Annotated in this window: 12 protein-coding genes; 8 read left to right on the forward strand and 4 right to left on the reverse strand. The window is 72.9% G+C overall.

Translation table 11 applies throughout. The annotated features are described in order from the left end of the window. Nucleotides 1-37: 37 nt before the first annotated feature. The 5 genes from D0Z67_RS24505 to D0Z67_RS24520 all read left to right on the forward strand — a co-directional run bounded on the left by D0Z67_RS24505 (nucleotide 38) and on the right by D0Z67_RS24520 (nucleotide 6672). Nucleotides 38-793: a hypothetical protein gene (locus D0Z67_RS24505; RefSeq protein WP_131589705.1), complete on the forward strand. Its 756-nt coding sequence runs from the start codon at nucleotides 38-40 to the stop codon at nucleotides 791-793. A 299-nt stretch (nucleotides 794-1092) separates the two neighbouring features. Next, nucleotides 1093-3192 (forward strand): hypothetical protein, encoded by a 2100-nt coding sequence (locus tag D0Z67_RS24510; RefSeq protein WP_031183576.1) that lies wholly within the window; start codon nucleotides 1093-1095, stop codon nucleotides 3190-3192. A gap of 14 nt (nucleotides 3193-3206) precedes the next feature. Then, complete coding sequence (locus D0Z67_RS29760; RefSeq protein WP_031183577.1) at nucleotides 3207-4673, forward strand: hypothetical protein; 1467 nt, start codon at nucleotides 3207-3209, stop codon at nucleotides 4671-4673. Further along, entirely contained in the window at nucleotides 4663-6003 is a 1341-nt protein-coding gene (locus tag D0Z67_RS24515; RefSeq protein WP_031183578.1) for a DUF4407 domain-containing protein, read from the forward strand. The genes D0Z67_RS29760 and D0Z67_RS24515 overlap by 11 nt, the downstream gene beginning before the upstream one ends. A gap of 9 nt (nucleotides 6004-6012) precedes the next feature. Next, a complete protein-coding gene (locus tag D0Z67_RS24520; protein WP_051888142.1) occupies nucleotides 6013-6672 on the forward strand; it encodes an LURP-one-related/scramblase family protein in 660 nt (219 codons plus the stop codon). Between the two features lie 58 nt (nucleotides 6673-6730). On the opposite strand, the gene D0Z67_RS24525 is transcribed toward D0Z67_RS24520, so the two are convergent. Next, on the reverse strand, nucleotides 6731-7699 hold the full coding sequence (locus tag D0Z67_RS24525; RefSeq protein WP_031183580.1) for a DMT family protein: 969 nt from the start codon (nucleotides 7697-7699) through the stop codon (nucleotides 6731-6733). Continuing rightward, the gene (locus D0Z67_RS24530; RefSeq protein WP_031183581.1) at nucleotides 7696-8496 is read right to left on the reverse strand and encodes a phosphatase PAP2 family protein; all 801 of its coding nucleotides are present in this window, start codon (nucleotides 8494-8496) and stop codon (nucleotides 7696-7698) included. The genes D0Z67_RS24525 and D0Z67_RS24530 overlap by 4 nt, the downstream gene beginning before the upstream one ends. Before the next feature lie 187 nt (nucleotides 8497-8683). On the opposite strand from D0Z67_RS24530, the gene D0Z67_RS24535 reads away from it, so the two are divergent. Continuing rightward, nucleotides 8684-9313, forward strand: a complete 630-nt coding sequence (locus tag D0Z67_RS24535) for a TetR/AcrR family transcriptional regulator (RefSeq protein ID WP_031183582.1) — start codon at nucleotides 8684-8686, stop codon at nucleotides 9311-9313. 171 nt (nucleotides 9314-9484) lie between these two features. On the opposite strand, the gene D0Z67_RS24540 is transcribed toward D0Z67_RS24535, so the two are convergent. Further along, complete coding sequence (locus tag D0Z67_RS24540; RefSeq protein ID WP_031183583.1) at nucleotides 9485-10417, reverse strand: DUF2510 domain-containing protein; 933 nt, start codon at nucleotides 10415-10417, stop codon at nucleotides 9485-9487. A gap of 297 nt (nucleotides 10418-10714) precedes the next feature. On the opposite strand from D0Z67_RS24540, the gene D0Z67_RS24545 reads away from it, so the two are divergent. After that, nucleotides 10715-13393 (forward strand): ATP-binding protein, encoded by a 2679-nt coding sequence (locus D0Z67_RS24545; protein ID WP_031183584.1) that lies wholly within the window; start codon nucleotides 10715-10717, stop codon nucleotides 13391-13393. Between the two features lie 7 nt (nucleotides 13394-13400). On the opposite strand, the gene D0Z67_RS24550 is transcribed toward D0Z67_RS24545, so the two are convergent. Continuing rightward, nucleotides 13401-14477, reverse strand: a complete 1077-nt coding sequence (locus D0Z67_RS24550; protein ID WP_031183585.1) for an ATP-dependent DNA ligase — start codon at nucleotides 14475-14477, stop codon at nucleotides 13401-13403. 73 nt (nucleotides 14478-14550) lie between these two features. Between D0Z67_RS24550 and ligD the strand changes: the two genes are divergently transcribed. After that, the gene (gene ligD / locus D0Z67_RS24555) at nucleotides 14551-15573 is read left to right on the forward strand and encodes a non-homologous end-joining DNA ligase (protein ID WP_031183586.1); all 1023 of its coding nucleotides are present in this window, start codon (nucleotides 14551-14553) and stop codon (nucleotides 15571-15573) included. Nucleotides 15574-15622 lie beyond the last annotated feature (49 nt).

The following is a 15622-nucleotide window of genomic DNA, read 5'->3' on the forward strand; positions in this document are numbered from 1 at the left end:
CGTGCGGGATTCGATCACGTTTCCGAAGGAATAGAACATGAATCGAATGAAAGGATTCTCGCGCCGCCCCCTCTTCTCGGTGGACGCGGAAGGGTACGGCCGGAGCCATCCGAGGCGTCAGCACTGGATGCAGGAAGCCATCCACCAGGTGCTGGGTCAGGCGGCCGTGGAGGTCGGCTTCGAGCGGGAGGCGTGGCAGACGCAGCTCGCGGGGGACTCCGCCTTCAGCGTGCTGGGCGCCGACGAGTCCGAGCCGGTGCTCGTGGACGACTTCGTCCGCCACCTGGACTCCGGTCTGCGCGATGTCAACGACGGCCGCGAGGCCGGGGCCCGGCTGCGGCTGCGGGCCGCGTTCCACTACGGGGTGGCCGTCCCGGCGCGCGGCGGCTTCTCCGACCGGGGCGCGGTGGAGACCGCCCGCATCCTGGACTGCCGGCCGCTGCGGGAGGCGCTGCGGCTCAGCCCGGCCGCGATGCTGGCCACGGCGGTCTCCCGCGAGGTCTTCCACACCGTGATCGGCGGCGCGTACACCACCCTGCGCGCCGAGGAGTTCCGCGAGTTCCGGGTGCGGTCCAAGGAGTTCGACGACGCGGTGTGGATCAGGGTGCCGGGCGGGGACGTGCACGCGCTCCCGCTGCCGGGCGGCGACGAGCCTCCCGCGGCCCCCGCTCCGGCGCCCGCGCGGGCCGACGCCCCGGCGCGGACGCCCGTACCCGGCCAGCACTCCGAAATGGTTTTCGAAGCCCCGGTGCACGGTCCTGTCATCGGCATCATGAATCAGTACCGCCCATGAACAGTGCCGTCCCGTCCCCCGGGAACCCGCCGTCCGGGCCGGCCCCGGACGGGGAAGTGAACAGCTCCATTCCGCCCGCCGCCGGAACCTGGAAAACACCGGGAGCCGAGAGAGAACCCGGCATGGATAAAGTCCAGGGCGCCGATAAAAGGGAATCCGCGCACCCGGTACGCGATACGGAGGCACCGGCCGGGAATTCCGCGACCGCTGGGACTCGGGAGACGGGTGATACCCCCCGAGAGCCGGGAATCCCGGAATCCGCGCAGCCCGGCGCCCGGGAGGTACCGGGCCCGGAACCGGTGGACACCTCAAAAACCCGGGCCCCCGCCGAGGCCGACGAGCAGGTGTCCGCGCTCCACTCCACCTACACCACGGTCAACCAGTACCTGTACGGCAACGTCGGCCGGGGCGGGGTGACCGGGATCGCGGGCGCCGCTGCCGTCCCGATGGGCAGGGCCACCGGGCCCATGCGGCCCGAGGAGATCACCGGGCTGCTCGAACGTTACGCGGAGCCCGAAGCGTTCGCGGACGCCCTCGCCGCCCTCCGCGCGGATCATGTGGTGACCCTGACCGGCGAGTCCGGGACCGGGCGGCGCTCGGGCGCCGTCGCCCTGCTGAAGAAGGCGATGGCCGGAGACGGCCGGGTGATCGTGCTCTCCCCGGACAGCACCCTCGACCAGCTCGCGGACCGCCGCTTCGACGCGGGGAACGGCTATGTGGTGCTGGACCGCGTCCACGACGGCTCCCTCAACGACGCGCAGGCCGACTTCGCCTGGCGCAGGGTGCAGGAACGCGTCCACGACAGTGACGCCCATCTGGTCGTCACCACCCGGCCCCGGCTGGAACGCCGGCTCCCCACGGCGGTCAGCCATGTGCCCTGGGCCGCTCCCGCCACCGAGCAGGTGCTCCGCCTCAGGCTGCGGCTCGGCGGGGTCGCCGAGGAGACGATCGCCGAGGCGGTCAAGCTGATCCGGGTCAACTGCCCTGTCGCCAAGGCCGCCGAGGTCGCCGACGGCATCTGCGCGGGCGGCGCCCCGGAGGAGGTGTGGAACGACTACGACACCGGCACCTACGACACCGTGCGCCGCTGGTTCCACGCGCCCGGCCGCACGATGCGGGAGGTCCTCCAGGTCACCACGGTGGCCTTCGCCGCCGGCAACGGCATCCGTGCCTGCGAGGAGCTGTTCGCGCTGCTCGACGGCCATGTGGGCCGCCAGTTCGCGCGGTCGGCGGCGGGCGGCACGACCAACGCCGTCTCCGTACCGGTCGCCTCCGGCGCCGCGCAGAAGGGGAACGATCTCACCGGGAAGCACGTGAACGGCGCCGAGTCCGCGCTGTACGACAGCCGCCGGGCCATGCTGGACATCGAGCTGCTGACCCTGCGGCAGGTCCCGGTGGGCGCGGTCGTGCGCGAGGTCGTGGAGTTCGCCGCCCCTTCGCACCGGCGCTGGGTGTTCATCGTGCTGTGCTCGCTCTTCGGCTCCGAGTTCTGGAACGGCGTGCAGAAGTGGCTCAGCGGCGTGCTCAGCGAGCCGGACGCGCCCTGCCCGCCGGGCACCGTCTCCGGTGACGAGTTCGAGGTGTCCCTGGCCGCGGGGCTGGCGATGCTCGCCACCAAGGACTTCGAGGAGGTCCTCGGCAAGTACCTGATGCCCTGGGCCCAGGGGCAGGCGGGGCAACGGGGACAGGCCATGGCCGTCTACGTGCTCTGGTACATGTGCCAGAGCGACCTGGGACTGGACACCACCGCCCTCGACATCGCACGCGGCTGGGCACGCTCCACGTCGCCCGAGCTGCGGGGCACCGCCGCGCTGGCCTTCAGCGGCTGGCTCGGAGTGCGGTTCCCCACCGACGCCGTGAAGTGGCTGTGGCACCTCATCGCCAACGAGAACGGTCAGGGTCTGGCCGCCGCCGCGCTGGCGAACCTCTTCGCGCTGCTCGTGTTCCACGACGAGGACACGTCGAGGGTGCTGGGCCTGCTCACCTACCGGCTGGACAAGCACACGAGCAGGTCCGGCCGCTTCCCGCTGAAGACGCTGACCTACGAGGTCGTGGTGATGATCCTCAGCATCCGGGACGCCTCCGGCAGGCCCGTCGCGCTGCGCCACTTCGTGCTGCGGCCCGCTCGGGGGAGTGCGCTCCTGACCCTGTGGGCCAGGGCCTTCTGCTACTGGCCTCTCCGCCCCATGGCCGTCAAGGCGTTCGCCGACCATCTCGGCGCACTCTCGACGCTCACCGATTCGCCCGTGGACATGGGCCGCGCTCTCGGCCGTGGTCTGCGCGAGCGGATGCCCGATCCGAGGGCGCGGCGCGCCCTGTGCATGGACCTGAGGCGGCTCACCGCCAAGAAGCAACCGCAGGACGCGATCCGTGCCCTGCTGGTCGAACTGTGCAAGTGATGAAAGGTGTTCAGATGAGCGACGCCTCGCCCGCACCGTATCCGGTCGTCACGACCCGGACCCTGGAACCACCGGCCGCCCGTGGCTGGCGCGGCATGGGCACCGCCCGGCGCGAGCGCTCGGAGCTGCCCCGCCTCGAACCGCACCAGGTCGCCGTGTACCGGGTGGGGGAGGACTGGGTGGAGAGCCACGGCGACCTCGACCTCCGCTCGGAGACGGCGGTACGGGCCACCTCCGTGGCCGTGGTCGACCGGCGCCGGGACGTGCCGGTGGAAGCCATGATCACCGTGCCCTCGGCCGACGGCACCGACTGCGCCGTACGCGTCCGCTTCCGCTGCACGGCCGAGGACGCCGTGGAGCTGATGCGCGAGGGCGGACCGTCCGACGCCTCCACCGCCCTCGTCTCCTACCTTCAGGGATGCCCGGCGCTGGCCGGGGAGTACGTGCCCCACGGGGACGCGCAGCTCGCCGAGGCCGGGAAGCGGATCTGCGCCAACGTCACCGCCCACGCCCTCACCCAGCCGCCCCGGCTGCCCGGCATGGCGGTCGAGCTGGTCAGCGTCGACCTGCTCAGCCCGGGGCAACTGCGTCAACTCCAGCAGCAGTTGGCGGAACTGGAGTTCACGCGGCAGCGGGACGCCGTGGAGCAGGCGGTCGTCCAGGAGCGCACCCGGCGGAAGCAGGAGCACGAGCAGGAACTCGCCCTGCTGACCCAGCAGCACCAGGAGGAACTCCAGCGGCGCGAGCAGGAGGCCGAGCTGAACCTCGCCGAGCAGCGGGCCGCGTACGAACGCGAGCAGGAGGCGCTCGACGTCGGCCAGGAGGAGCGGTTCGGCTCCCGCTTCGCCCTGTGGCGGGCCTACCGGCGCAAGGAGCTGACGGCCGAGCAGCTCGCCGACCGGCTGGGCAGCGCCGAGCGGGACGTGCGGGATGCCGAGGAGCGCCGGAACGAGACCCAGCGAGCCCTTCAGGAACGGCTGGACAAGCTGCTGCGCGAGGACCTGCGCATCGAGACCGAGCGGGCCGACCGCCGCTGGGAGGTGAAGCGGCAGGAGAAGGCGCGGGAGCTGGAGGCCAACCGCGAGGAGCGGCAGCGGCGCGACCAGCAGCGCCGCGAGGACGCCCTGCGCAAGGAGCGCGACGACCGGCAACGGGTCGATCGCCGCCAGGAGATGAAGTTCGAGCTGTACAAGCGGCTCGTCCACGAGGGCCACACCGCGACCATGCCCATCGACATGCAGCGACTGCTGGAGGAACTGCTCGGCGGCACCCTGGACAGCGTCTCCGGCGATGTCCGCACCGAGGTCGAGGCCGGCGAGCCCACCCCCGACGTTCCTCCGGCGGAGGCCACCACGGACGCGTCCCCTTCCGGGACCGCGAGCGGCGGCGCACGGGACTCCGCCGACGGCGAGCGGTACCCGGAGGACGAGCACGACCCCTACGACGTCGGTCCCGCGGGGAGGGAGGAATATGGCGACTGACCCGGGCACCCGCGGCCCCGGCCGCCTCCTGCGCGCCGGCATAGGCGTCCACGAACCGGTCCTCGACACCGTCCCGTCCGAGCGCCCCGTCTACACCCGATACGGCGGCCTGGTGCTGGCCACCGCGCTGCTGGGCGGGATCTCGGCGGCGGTGGCCCTGGACGCGCTGCTGCAAGGCGCGTCGGTGTGGGCCATGGTGGCGGGCGGGGCGGTGTGGACGGCCTTCGTCTTCCTCGTCGACAGCTGGCTGGTGTCCAGCACCCACGGCAAGACCGGCCGGTCCCGCAACCGGGCCCTGCTGCCGCGCCTCCTGCTGTCCGTCCTGATCGGACTGGCCCTGGCCGAGCCCCTGTTGTTCCAGGTGTTCGCCCCCGAGATGGACAAGTACCTGACCGAGGGCCGGGACCGCGCGGTCGAGACGTACTACGGCCGTCTGCTGGCCTGCAATCCGGTCGACGGCACGACCACCCTGAGCCGGGCGGGCTGCGCCGAGTACCAACTCGGGGTGCGTGGCGCTCCGGTGGCGCTCAAGAACCAGATCGACGCCGTCGAGGCGCAGTTGGGGAAGCTCACCCGGCATGTCGCCGAGGTCGACCGACGGCAGGCGAAGCTGGACGCCGTCTCCAACGAGCTGTGCTCCAAGAAGAACTACAAGCGCGTGCCCGGCGGTCGGGACGTCACCGAGCAGTGCGAGATCGCCCGCAGGCAGGCCGCCGCTTACAGCTCGGGCAACGACATCGACACCGAACGCGCCAAGGCGACGGCGCTGCGCAACCGGATGGACACCCTCACCGACCGGATGAAGCAGTCCACCGAGGAGTACCGCGCCAAGGTGATGGAGAAGGCGCGGGCCGAACGCGCCGACAAGGCGCGGGACTTGCGCGACACCGGACTGCTCGACCGCGCCGAGGCGCTCTGGGCCGTGATGACGAGCGCGTTCTACCCCTGCTATTTCGCCATCGTCCTCCATCTGCTGCTGCTCGTGTTCGACTCCCTGCCGGTCCTGGTGAAGTTCATGGCCGGGGTCAGCGCCTACGACATCGCCCTGCACGACCACCTGGCCGGCGCCCGGCGCGAGCGGGAGGCCGATCGCCGGGCGGACGAGGAGCAGGCGCGGGAGCGGCGGCGCACCGAACTGGCCCTGCTGCGCGCCCGTACCGCGGACGAGCGGGAGGTCGCCGAGCACGAGCTGGCCCAGTCCCGGGTGCGGCGCGAGAAGGAGCGTCGTGCGCTGGTCGAGGAGCTGACCCGCGCCCTCCTCGCCGACCGCCCGGACCGGAATATCCCGGTCCAGGAACAGAATGGTCAGGTACGGATCAAGCCACGGTAAGGTGCCCCGGTGACCACGCAATCGAACATTCCCGCAGGCTCGTACCCCGACGCGGACGGTACGCCCGGCGGCACTCTCTTCACCGAGCCCGTGCTCGTGGTGAACCAGAAGGCCAAGCTCATCGAGCTGACCAACGAGTACAAGGTCATGGACCAGAACGGCCGTGAACTCGGTGCGGTGGTCGAGGTCGGGCAGGGTGTGCTCCGCAAGATCCTGCGGTTCGTCTCCAGCTGGGACCAGTTCCTCACCCACCGGCTGGAGATCCGGGACACCACGGGGCAGCCGCAGCTGCTGCTCACCCGTCCCGCGAAGATCTTCAAGTCGCGGGTGCTGGTGGCCCGTCCGGACGGTTCGCCGGTCGGTGAGATCGTCCAGCGGAACATGATCGGCAAGATCAACTTCGCGATGAACGTGGACGGCCGGCAGGTCGGCGCGATCAAGGCGGAGAACTGGCGGGCCTGGAACTTCGCCATCGTGGACGACGCGGGCACCGAGATCGCCCGGATCACCAAGACCTGGGAAGGTCTGGCGAAGACGCTGTTCACCACGGCGGACAACTACGTCCTCCAGATCCACCGCCCGCTGCCCGAGCCGCTGCGCAGCCTCGTCGTGGCGACCGCGCTCACCGTGGACACCGCGCTGAAGCAGGACTCGCGCGGCCTGGGCTGACAAGGCCGTACATGGGTAGGGGCGGCCGGCGCTTCGAGCGCCGGCCGCCCCTTCGCGTCTACAGCCGCGTCAGCCGTCGTGGCCTCGACCGCCGCCGGGTCAGCCTCGGCTCCCGCGTCGCCGTGCCCGGCTCCAGCGCCAGCACCGCCGCCACCGGATGCTCGTCGTCGTCCGGTCCCGGCGCGGGCGCGGGTACGGGTGCGGCGGCCGGGGTCGCGCGGGTCAGCAGGACCACGCCCCAGGCCGCGAAGGCCGCCCCGGCGAGGGCCAGCAGGATGCCGACGACGCCGCCGTGGAGGCCCTGGCCGAGCAGGGTCAGGCCGATGACCGAGGCGGCCAGCGGGTTGGCCAGGGTGACCACCGCGAGCGGGGCGCCGAGCCCGCCCCGGTAGGCCGTCTGCGACAGCAGCAGGCCACCCGTGGCGAACGCGGCCACCAGCACCGCGACCACGATCACCAGCGGGCTCAGCGCCGGGCCGGTGCCCTCGGTGGCCGCCACCGTCGCGGTCTGGGTGAGTGCGGAGGCGACACCCGAGGCGAACCCGGACGCGGTCGCGTGCCTGAGGCCCGGCCGGGCGCCGGGACGGCTCAGGGCGCCGATCACGGCGAGGGTCGTCGCGGCGACCGCCAGCGCCGAGGGCAGGCTCAGCGCCCGCACCGGCGCCGGACCGGAGGCCGCCATCAGCAGCGCGCCGAGACCGAGCAGCGTCAGCGCCGTACCGCGCCACTCCAGCGCGGTGACCCGGCGGCCGGCCGCCCGTGCGCCGAGCGGCACCGCCGCGACCAGCGTGAGGGCGCCGAGCGGCTGGACCACGGTGAGCGGGCCGTACCGCAGGGCGACGACGTGCAGCAGGGCGGCGCCCGCGTTCAGGCCGACCGCCGACCACCAGGCGCCGGTGCTCAGCATCCGCAGCAGGCCCGCGCCGAGGTTCCGGGAGGCGAGGCGCTCCTGCGCGACGGCCGCCGAGGCGTAGGCGACGGCCGATATCAGGGACAGGCCGACGGCGACCAGCAGCGCGCCGCTCATCGGGCCGGTCCCGCGAGCGCGGTGTCCTGCGGGAGGAGCCGGAGGCGGGGGGTGCCCGCGCTTCCCGGGCCCGCCGTGCGGTGCGGGGAGGGGACCACGGCCAGCGCGGTGACCAGCAGGGCCGTCGCCACGATCGAGTCCAGCCAGTAGTGGTTGGCGGTGCCCACGATCACCGCCAGGGTGATCAGCGGGTGCAGCAGCCACAGCCGGCGCCAGCGGGACCGGGTCGCGGCGATCAGGCCGACGGCCACCATCAGCGCCCAGCCGAAGTGCAGCGAGGGCATCGCGGCGAACTGGTTGGAGAGGTGGTCGCTCGACGGCGGCCCGTACACCGAGGGGCCGTATATCCGGGCCGTGTCCAGCAGGCCGGTGCCGCTCAGCATCCTCGGCGGGGCCAGCGGGAAGGTGAACGCCAGCACCAGCGCCGCGCTCGTCACCAGCGCCAGGACCCGGCGGGCCCAGACGTAGTGGGCGGGGCGGCGCAGATACAGCCAGACCAGGAAGGCGACGGTGGCCGGGAAGTGCACGGTGGCGTAGTAGGTGTTCGCCAGGTGGACCAGGGTGTCGCCGTGCAGCAGCGCGGACTGGACGTCCGTCTCGGCGGGCAGATGGACGGCGCGCTCCAGGTGCCAGACCCGGTGGGCGTCGCGGAAGGCGTCCGAGGTGTGGCCGCCCGCGATCTGTCGCCCGAGCTTGTAGACCAAGAAGAGTCCCGCGACGAGCAGGAACTCCCGCAGAAGCGGAGGCCGGAGCGTTGAGTCCGGTTCCGTTCCGGCGGGCTCGGATCGGGCGTTCATCCCCCGGCCCCCTTCACTGACGGTGGTGCGTGCTGGGTCCGGACGGCTTCCGAACTCAGCGATACGTTTCCGTACCGATACGCCAGTGTACCGATACGGTCGAGTACCGGTACACTGGCGTATCGGTACAGTGCGACACACTGGGATCGGGCAGCACACGCCGGGGACGAGTGAGGGGAAGCCAGGTATGACGTCGCAGGCCGCGGACGAACCGGAGACGGTCGTCGCCTCGCGCCGCTCCAAGCTCACGCCCGAGCGTGAGCAGGAGTTCTTCGACGCCGTGCTCGACCAGATCCGCCACTGCGGCTACGAGTCCGTCACCATGGAGGGCGTCGCCGCCAGCACCCGGTGCAGCAAGTCCACGCTCTACCGGCAGTGGAAGACCAAGCCCCAGTTCGTCGCCGCCGCGCTGCGCGCCAGCCGCAAGGTACGGTTCGCCGGGATTGACACCGGTTCCCTCACCGAGGACCTGCGCCAGGCCGCGCGGGCGGCGGGGGACTGGTCGGGCAAGGACACCCGGCTGCTCCAGTCCCTCGGGCACGCCGTCACCGACGACCGGGAGCTGGCCGAGGCGCTGCGCGAGGCGCTGGTCCACCCGGAGATCGCCGCGCTCCAGGAGATGCTGGAGCGGGGCGTGGCGCGGGGCGAGGTCCCGGCGGGCCACCCCGCGCTGGAGTACGTACCGGCGATGATGTTCGGCGTCCTGCGCGTACGTCCCGTGCTGTGCGGGCAGTACGCCGACTCCGACTACCTGGCCGGGTTCGTGGAGGCCGTCGTGCTTCCCGCGCTCGGTCTGCCGAGAGACACGGCCGAGTAGGCCGGAACAGACCCCAGGCCGCCGTTCACGGGATGACTGAACGGTGACCTGGACGCGCCGCACCGTGGGGACGGGGGCGGCGCACGCCCAGGCCGGGCGGGGTTCCCCTTGAGCGGAGGGGAATTCCGCCCGGCCCGGACTTCTTCAGCGCACTTGTATGGCGGGCCGGGCTCAGACGTCCTGGCCGTTCCCCCCGCCGGACGACACCTTGATCCCCTTGAGGATCTCGTCCATCACCCCCGTGGACTGCCCCACGTCCAGCCCGAAGCGCACCACCAGCATCCGGCTCGGATCGGCGGGCGAGGGGAAGGCGGCCGACTCCACATACCCGTCGGCGCCCTTGCGGGTGACCGCCTTCCAGCGCACCAGATAGCCCTTCTGCCCGGCCACCGTCACCGCCCGCGAGGCCAGCACCTGGTGCGAGGTGATGCCGCCGTAGGAGTTCCCGCTGTACGACTCCTCGGCGCCCGCCGCGACATCCGCCTTGGCGACCGCCTCGGCCGTCTCGCCGCGCGTGCCCAGAGCGCGGGCCGGCGCCGAGTACGCGCCGCCCGCCGTGCAGTTCTTGGAGGTGTCGCCGGGGCACTTGTAGGACTTGTCCGAGGTCACCTGGGCGCCGATGGCGAACGCCTGCCCGGTCCAGCCCTCCGGCACCGGCATGCTGATCCCGTTGACCGGGTCCGGCAGGGTGCCGCCGCCGCGCACCTTGGGCGCGGCCGACCGGTCGGGGGACGGCGACTTTCGAGGTCCGCCCGGTCCCTCCTGCCGGGGCTCCTGTCCCTGCCGGGGCCGCGAGCCGGCCCGGTCGCCGCCGCCGGGGTCCTTGGCCAGCGCGTACACGCCGACCCCGACGCACGCCAGCACCGCGGCCGCCGCCGCGACGGCTATCCCGGTGCGCAGCGCGCGCCGGTTCCCGGCCGGGGGCTGGGCGGGGTACCCGCCGTAGGCGTACGGAGGGTAGGCGGGCGGGGGAGCGGCCTGGGCCGTCCCGGCCGGACGGACCTCGGCCGTCCAGGCGTTGCCGTCCCACCAGCGTTCGGTGGGCGGGGCGTCGTGCGTCTGTCCGGGGTCGGGATACCAGCCGGGAGGAGTCACCTGCGTCATGGGCATACCGTATGAGGAGTCGGTGAAAGCCGGATGAGAGCACCCCGCCGACGGGGCACGCCGCAGGGCCGTACCGATTCAGAGGTTTATCGGAATCGTGGTCAATAAGTGCTCAGCTGAACAGAGTTGACGGATACAAAGGCACAAACCGGCCGGTCGGGTGGGGTGTTCGTCAGCCGGGCCGGAACCCGGCTCACCCAGCGGGGCAACACCTGCCCGGAGCAGGCGCCAATGGCCCGTTCGGGCGGCTACGCTCGTTCTTCGTACGCCGTTCGGACTACCTGTGGAGGTAACGGGATGACGGAGGAGCGGCCACAGGCGGTCGCCTCGGGCTACCTGTGGGAGCGGGAAGCGGAGATCGCCACCGTCACCGAGGCGATCGAGCTGCTGTGCGCCGACCAGTCGTCCGCCGGCAGCCTCCTCCTCTTCCGCGGCGAGGCCGGACTCGGCAAGACCGCCCTGCTCGCCGAGATACGCCGGGTCGCCGAACGCCGGGGCTGCGTGGTCTGGTCGGCCCGCGCGGGCGAGACCCTGGAGTCCGTCCCGTTCCACGTCCTGCGCCAGCTCCTCCAGCCCGCGCTCGCCACCCTCACCCCGGACGAGACCCGCGAACACCTCGCCTCCTGGTACGACATCTCCGGCCCCGCCCTCGGCATCGTGGAACCCGGCGAGGGCAGCCCCGACCCGAGCTACGTGTGCGACGGACTCGTCTACGCGGTGCGCCGCCTCGCCGCCCGCGCCTACCCGCTGGTCCTCCTGATCGACGACGCCCACTGGGCCGACCTGGAGACGCTGCGCTGGCTCGCCGCCTTCGCCCAGCGCATGGCCGACCTGCCCGTGCTCGTGGTGGTCGCCCGCAGGCCCGGCGAGGCCCGGGGCGAGAGCGCCCGCCTGCTGGAGGACATCGCCGCCACCGGGCGTCCCGTCACCAACCTCAGCGCGCTCACCCCGGAGGCCACCGCCGGACTCACCCGCGCCACCGTCGGCCCGCAGGCCGACGACCCGTTCTGCCGCGAGGTCTGGGCCGTCACCGGCGGCAACGCCTACGACACCGTGGAACTCCTCGCCAAGGTCCGCGACCGCGAACTCCAGCCCAGCGAGGACCGCGCCGCCGAACTGCGCGACCTCAACCGCTCCGCGCGCGGCGGCGGACTCGTCAGCCGGCTGCGCGAACTCGGCGTCGAGCCGACCAAGTTCGCCTGGGCGGCCGCCATCCTCGGCACCGGCAGTCCGGTCGGCCTCGTCGCCCGGCTCGCCATGATGGACGCCGGCACCGCCGCCCGCTGCGCCGAGCTGCTCTGCGGCGCCCGTATCCTCGCCGAGGTCGCGCCCGACCCGGCCGCGCCCCAACCGCAGGACACCGCGGTGGAGTTCGTGCACCCGCTGATCGCCTCCGCGGTCTACGACTCCATCACGGACGCGATGCGCACCGCCATGCACGGCATCGCCGCCAACATCGTCACCGAGACCGGCCGCAGCGCCGCCGAGGCCGCCAGGCACCTGCTCAAGGTGCACCCCGAGGGCGACGAGACCCTGGTCGAGCAACTGCGCGAGGCCGCCCGCGAACACCTCGCCGTCGGCGCGCCCGACGCCGCCTGCTCCTGCCTCGAACGCGCCCTGAAGGAACCCCCGTTGCCCGAAGTGCGGGCCCAGGTGCTGTACGAACTCGGCCGCGCCAGGCTGCTGTCGGCACCCGCGCTCACCATCGAGCACCTCCGCGACGCCCTCGCCGCCCCCGGACTCGACAGCGCCCAGCGCGTGGACGCCTCCATCCGGCTCTCCCAAGCCCTCCTGCACAACGACCAGTTGGAGGAGGCCGTCCGCACCGTGGAGGCCGAGGCCAACCGGCACGCGCCGGGCCCGGTGCGGATGCGGCTCCAGGCCGTGCAGTTCACCTGGGAGGCCGTGCACGGCGAGACCGTCTCCCCGGAACGCTCCCGGCGCCTGGCCGAACTCGCCGCCACCTGCGCCGGACGCGACAACTCCGAGCGCGCCCTGCTGATCCTGCGCGGCTTCGACGCCATGACCCACGGCGAGAACGCCGAGCAGGTGGTCGAGCTGTGCGACCGCGCCCTGGTCAACGGCCGCCTCGCGCCCGGCCTCGGCTGGACCGACGACGAGTGGGGCGTCGAACTGCTGATGATGCTCGGCAGCGCCTACGCCCACACCGACCGGCTCGACCGCGCCGAGAGCCTCTTCTCCGAGGCCCTGCGCGCCTACACCCGGGCCGGCTGGCACGGCGGCCACCTCTCGCTGGCCAACGCCTACCTCGGCCTCGCCTACCGCAGGCAGGGCAAGCTCCAGGACGCCGAGGCCGCGCTGCGCGAGGCGCTCCGGCTGGCCGAGCGGGTCGGCCGGGGCCTGCCGCTGTACTGGTCGGCGACCTGCGGCCTGGTCGACACCCTGCTCGCCCGCGGCCATGTCGCCCAGGCGTGGACCGTCGCCGAGAATTACGGCTTCGCCCCGCCCTACCCGTCCACCATCGTGCTGCCCGACATCCGCTCCGTACGCGGACGGCTGCTGCTCGCCGTCGGCCGCACCGAGGAGGGCATCAACGAACTGGAGGCGGCCGAGAAGGCCGCCGCCTCCCGGGGCGGCCACAACCCGGTGCTCGCCCCGTGGGCCGTCGACCTGGCCCGCGCTCTCGCCCCGCACGACCCGGAACGGGCCCGTACCCTCCTCACCGACGCCCGCCGCCAGGCCGAGCGGTTCGGCACCGACACCGCCATAGGAGAGGCCCTGCGCTGCGCCGCCGCTCTGGAGAGCGGCCCGCGCGCCGAACGCCTCGCCGCCAAGGCGGTCGCCTACCTGGAGGCGTCACCCTGCCAGTACGAGCACGCCGCCGCCCGCGTCGAACACGGCATCCTCGCCCGCTCGCGCGCCGAACTCACCCGGGGTCTCGACCTGGCCCAGGCGTGCGGCGCCGACGGACTCGTGGCCCGCGCGAGCGGAGAGCTGGAGCACCTCGGCGACTGAGGCCCCCTCACGCCCCGGGGGCACCGCCCAGGATCTCTGCCAGGTCGTAGCGCACCGGCTCCTCCAGCTGGGCGAACGTACAGCTCTCGGGGGTGCGGTCCGGGCGCCAGCGGCGGAAGCGGGCGGTGTGCCGGAAGCGGCGGCCGTTCTCCATGTGGTCGTACGCCACCTCCGCGACCCTCTCCGGACGCAGCGGCACCCAGGACAGGTCCTTCTTGCCCGACCAGCGGCTCGGCGCCCCCGGCAGCCGGGCCGTCTCGTGCGCCGCCTCCTCCGCCCAGCGCGCCCACGGATGCCCGCTCACGTCGTCCATCCTGAGCGGCGCCAGTTCCTCCACCAGCTCCGCGCGCCGCTTCATCGTGAACGCGGCGGCCACGCCAACGTGCTGGAGCGCGCCCTCGTCGTCGTACAGCCCGAGCAGCAGCGAGCCCACCACCGGGCCGCTCTTGTGCAGGCGGTACCCGGCGACCACCACGTCCGCCGTCCGCTCGTGCTTGACCTTGAACATGGCCCGCTCGTCCTGGAGGTACGGCACCGTCAGCGGCTTGGCCACCACCCCGTCCAGACCGGCGCCCTCGTACTGCTCGAACCAGCGGCGCGCCTCGTCCACGTCCGTCGTCGCGGGCGCCAGGTGCACCGGCGGGCTCACCCCGGCCAGCGCCCGGTCCAGCAGCGCCCGCCGGTCGGTCAGCGGCACGTCCAGCAGGGCGTGGTCGTCCAGCGCCAGCAGGTCGAACGCGACGAAGGACGCCGGGGTCCGCTCGGCCAGGGTGCGCACCCGCGAGTCCGCCGGATGGATGCGCTCGGTCAGCGCGTCGAAGTCCAGATGGCCGTTGCGGGCGATCACGATCTCCCCGTCCACCACGCAGCGGGCCGGCAGCCGCTCCTTCAGCGCCGCCACCAGCTCGGGGAAGTACCTGGTCAGCGGCTTGCCGGTCCGGCTGCCCAGCTCCACCTCGTCGCCGTCGCGGAACACGATCGCCCGGAAGCCGTCCCACTTCGCCTCGTAGTGCATGCCCGGCGGGATCTTCGCCACCGCCTTGGCGAGCATCGGCTTCACGGGCGGCATCACCGGCAGGTCCATACGCCGATTCTGCGCGCCCCCACCCGCCACCGCCCGGTGTGCGGGCCGCCCGGGGTACGCCTACGGTGGCCGCATGGGCGATGCGGTGGAACTTCAGGTGGGCGGCCGGACCGTACGGCTGACCCACCCGGAGCGGGTGTTCTTCCCCGCGCACGGCTACACCAAGCTCGACATCGCCGAGTACTACGCGGCGGTCGGCCCCGGCCTGCTGCGCGCCCTGCGGGACCGCCCCACCACCCTCCAGCGCTACCCGGAGGGCTTGGAGGGGGAGTGGTTCTACCAGAAGCGCGCCCCGAAGAACATGCCGTCCTGGATTCCCACCGCCCACATCACCTTCCCCAGCGGACGCAGCGCCGACGAGATGTGCCCCACCGAGGAGGCGGCCGCGGTGTGGGCCGCCCAGTACGGCACGCTCACCTTCCACCCCTGGCCGGTGCGCCGCGACGACGTCGACCACCCCGACGAACTCCGCCTCGACCTCGACCCGCAGCCCGGCACCGGCTACGAGGACGCGGTCCGCGCCGCCTTCGAACTCCGGGCGGTCCTGGAGGAGTTCGGCGGTCTGCGCGGCTGGCCCAAGACCTCCGGCGGGCGCGGGCTGCACGTCTTCGTGCCCATCGAACCCCGCTGGACCTTCACCCAGGTGCGGCGCGCGGCCATCGCCGCCGGCCGGGAACTGGCCCGCCGGATGCCGGAGCACGTCACGGTGAAGTGGTGGAAGGAGGAGCGGGGCGAGCGTATTTTCCTGGACTACAACCAGACCGCTCGGGACCGCACCATCGCCTCCGCGTACTCCGTCCGCCCGCTGCCCGACGCCACCGTCTCCGCGCCGCTGCGCTGGGACGAGGTCGCCGACGCCCGGCCGCGCGACTTCGACATCGTCACCATGCCGCGCCGGTTCGCCGAACTGGGCGACGTGCACGCCGACATGGACGACCACCGCTACTCCCTCGACGGCCTGCTGGACCTGGCCCGCCGTGACGAGGCCGAGCACGGGCTGGGCGACCTGCCGTATCCGCCGGAGTACCCCAAGATGCCCGGCGAGCCCAAGCGGGTGCAGCCGAGCCGGGCGCGGGGGGACCAGGCGCCCTCCTGAGCCCCGAACGGCGCCGGGCCCCGCGGCTATCCTGATCACAGCCGCCGAT

It is taken from the genome of Streptomyces seoulensis (genome assembly GCF_004328625.1).
Classification (GTDB): domain Bacteria; phylum Actinomycetota; class Actinomycetes; order Streptomycetales; family Streptomycetaceae; genus Streptomyces; species Streptomyces seoulensis.

Bases quoted from the DNA above. Each gene is read 5' to 3' on its own strand.
- D0Z67_RS24505 (WP_131589705.1), top strand. From the start codon at position 38: ATGAATCGAATGAAAGGATTCTCGCGCCGCCCCCTCTTCTCGGTGGAC.
- D0Z67_RS29760 (WP_031183577.1), top strand. From the start codon at position 3,207: ATGAGCGACGCCTCGCCCGCACCGTATCCGGTCGTCACGACCCGGACC.
- D0Z67_RS24515 (WP_031183578.1), top strand. From the start codon at position 4,663: ATGGCGACTGACCCGGGCACCCGCGGCCCCGGCCGCCTCCTGCGCGCC.
- D0Z67_RS24525 (WP_031183580.1), bottom strand. From the start codon at position 7,699: ATGAGCGGCGCGCTGCTGGTCGCCGTCGGCCTGTCCCTGATATCGGCC.
- D0Z67_RS24530 (WP_031183581.1), bottom strand. From the start codon at position 8,496: ATGAACGCCCGATCCGAGCCCGCCGGAACGGAACCGGACTCAACGCTC.
- D0Z67_RS24535 (WP_031183582.1), top strand. From the start codon at position 8,684: ATGACGTCGCAGGCCGCGGACGAACCGGAGACGGTCGTCGCCTCGCGC.
- D0Z67_RS24540 (WP_031183583.1), bottom strand. From the start codon at position 10,417: ATGACGCAGGTGACTCCTCCCGGCTGGTATCCCGACCCCGGACAGACG.
- D0Z67_RS24545 (WP_031183584.1), top strand. From the start codon at position 10,715: ATGACGGAGGAGCGGCCACAGGCGGTCGCCTCGGGCTACCTGTGGGAG.
- D0Z67_RS24550 (WP_031183585.1), bottom strand. From the start codon at position 14,477: ATGGACCTGCCGGTGATGCCGCCCGTGAAGCCGATGCTCGCCAAGGCG.
- ligD (WP_031183586.1), top strand. From the start codon at position 14,551: ATGGGCGATGCGGTGGAACTTCAGGTGGGCGGCCGGACCGTACGGCTG.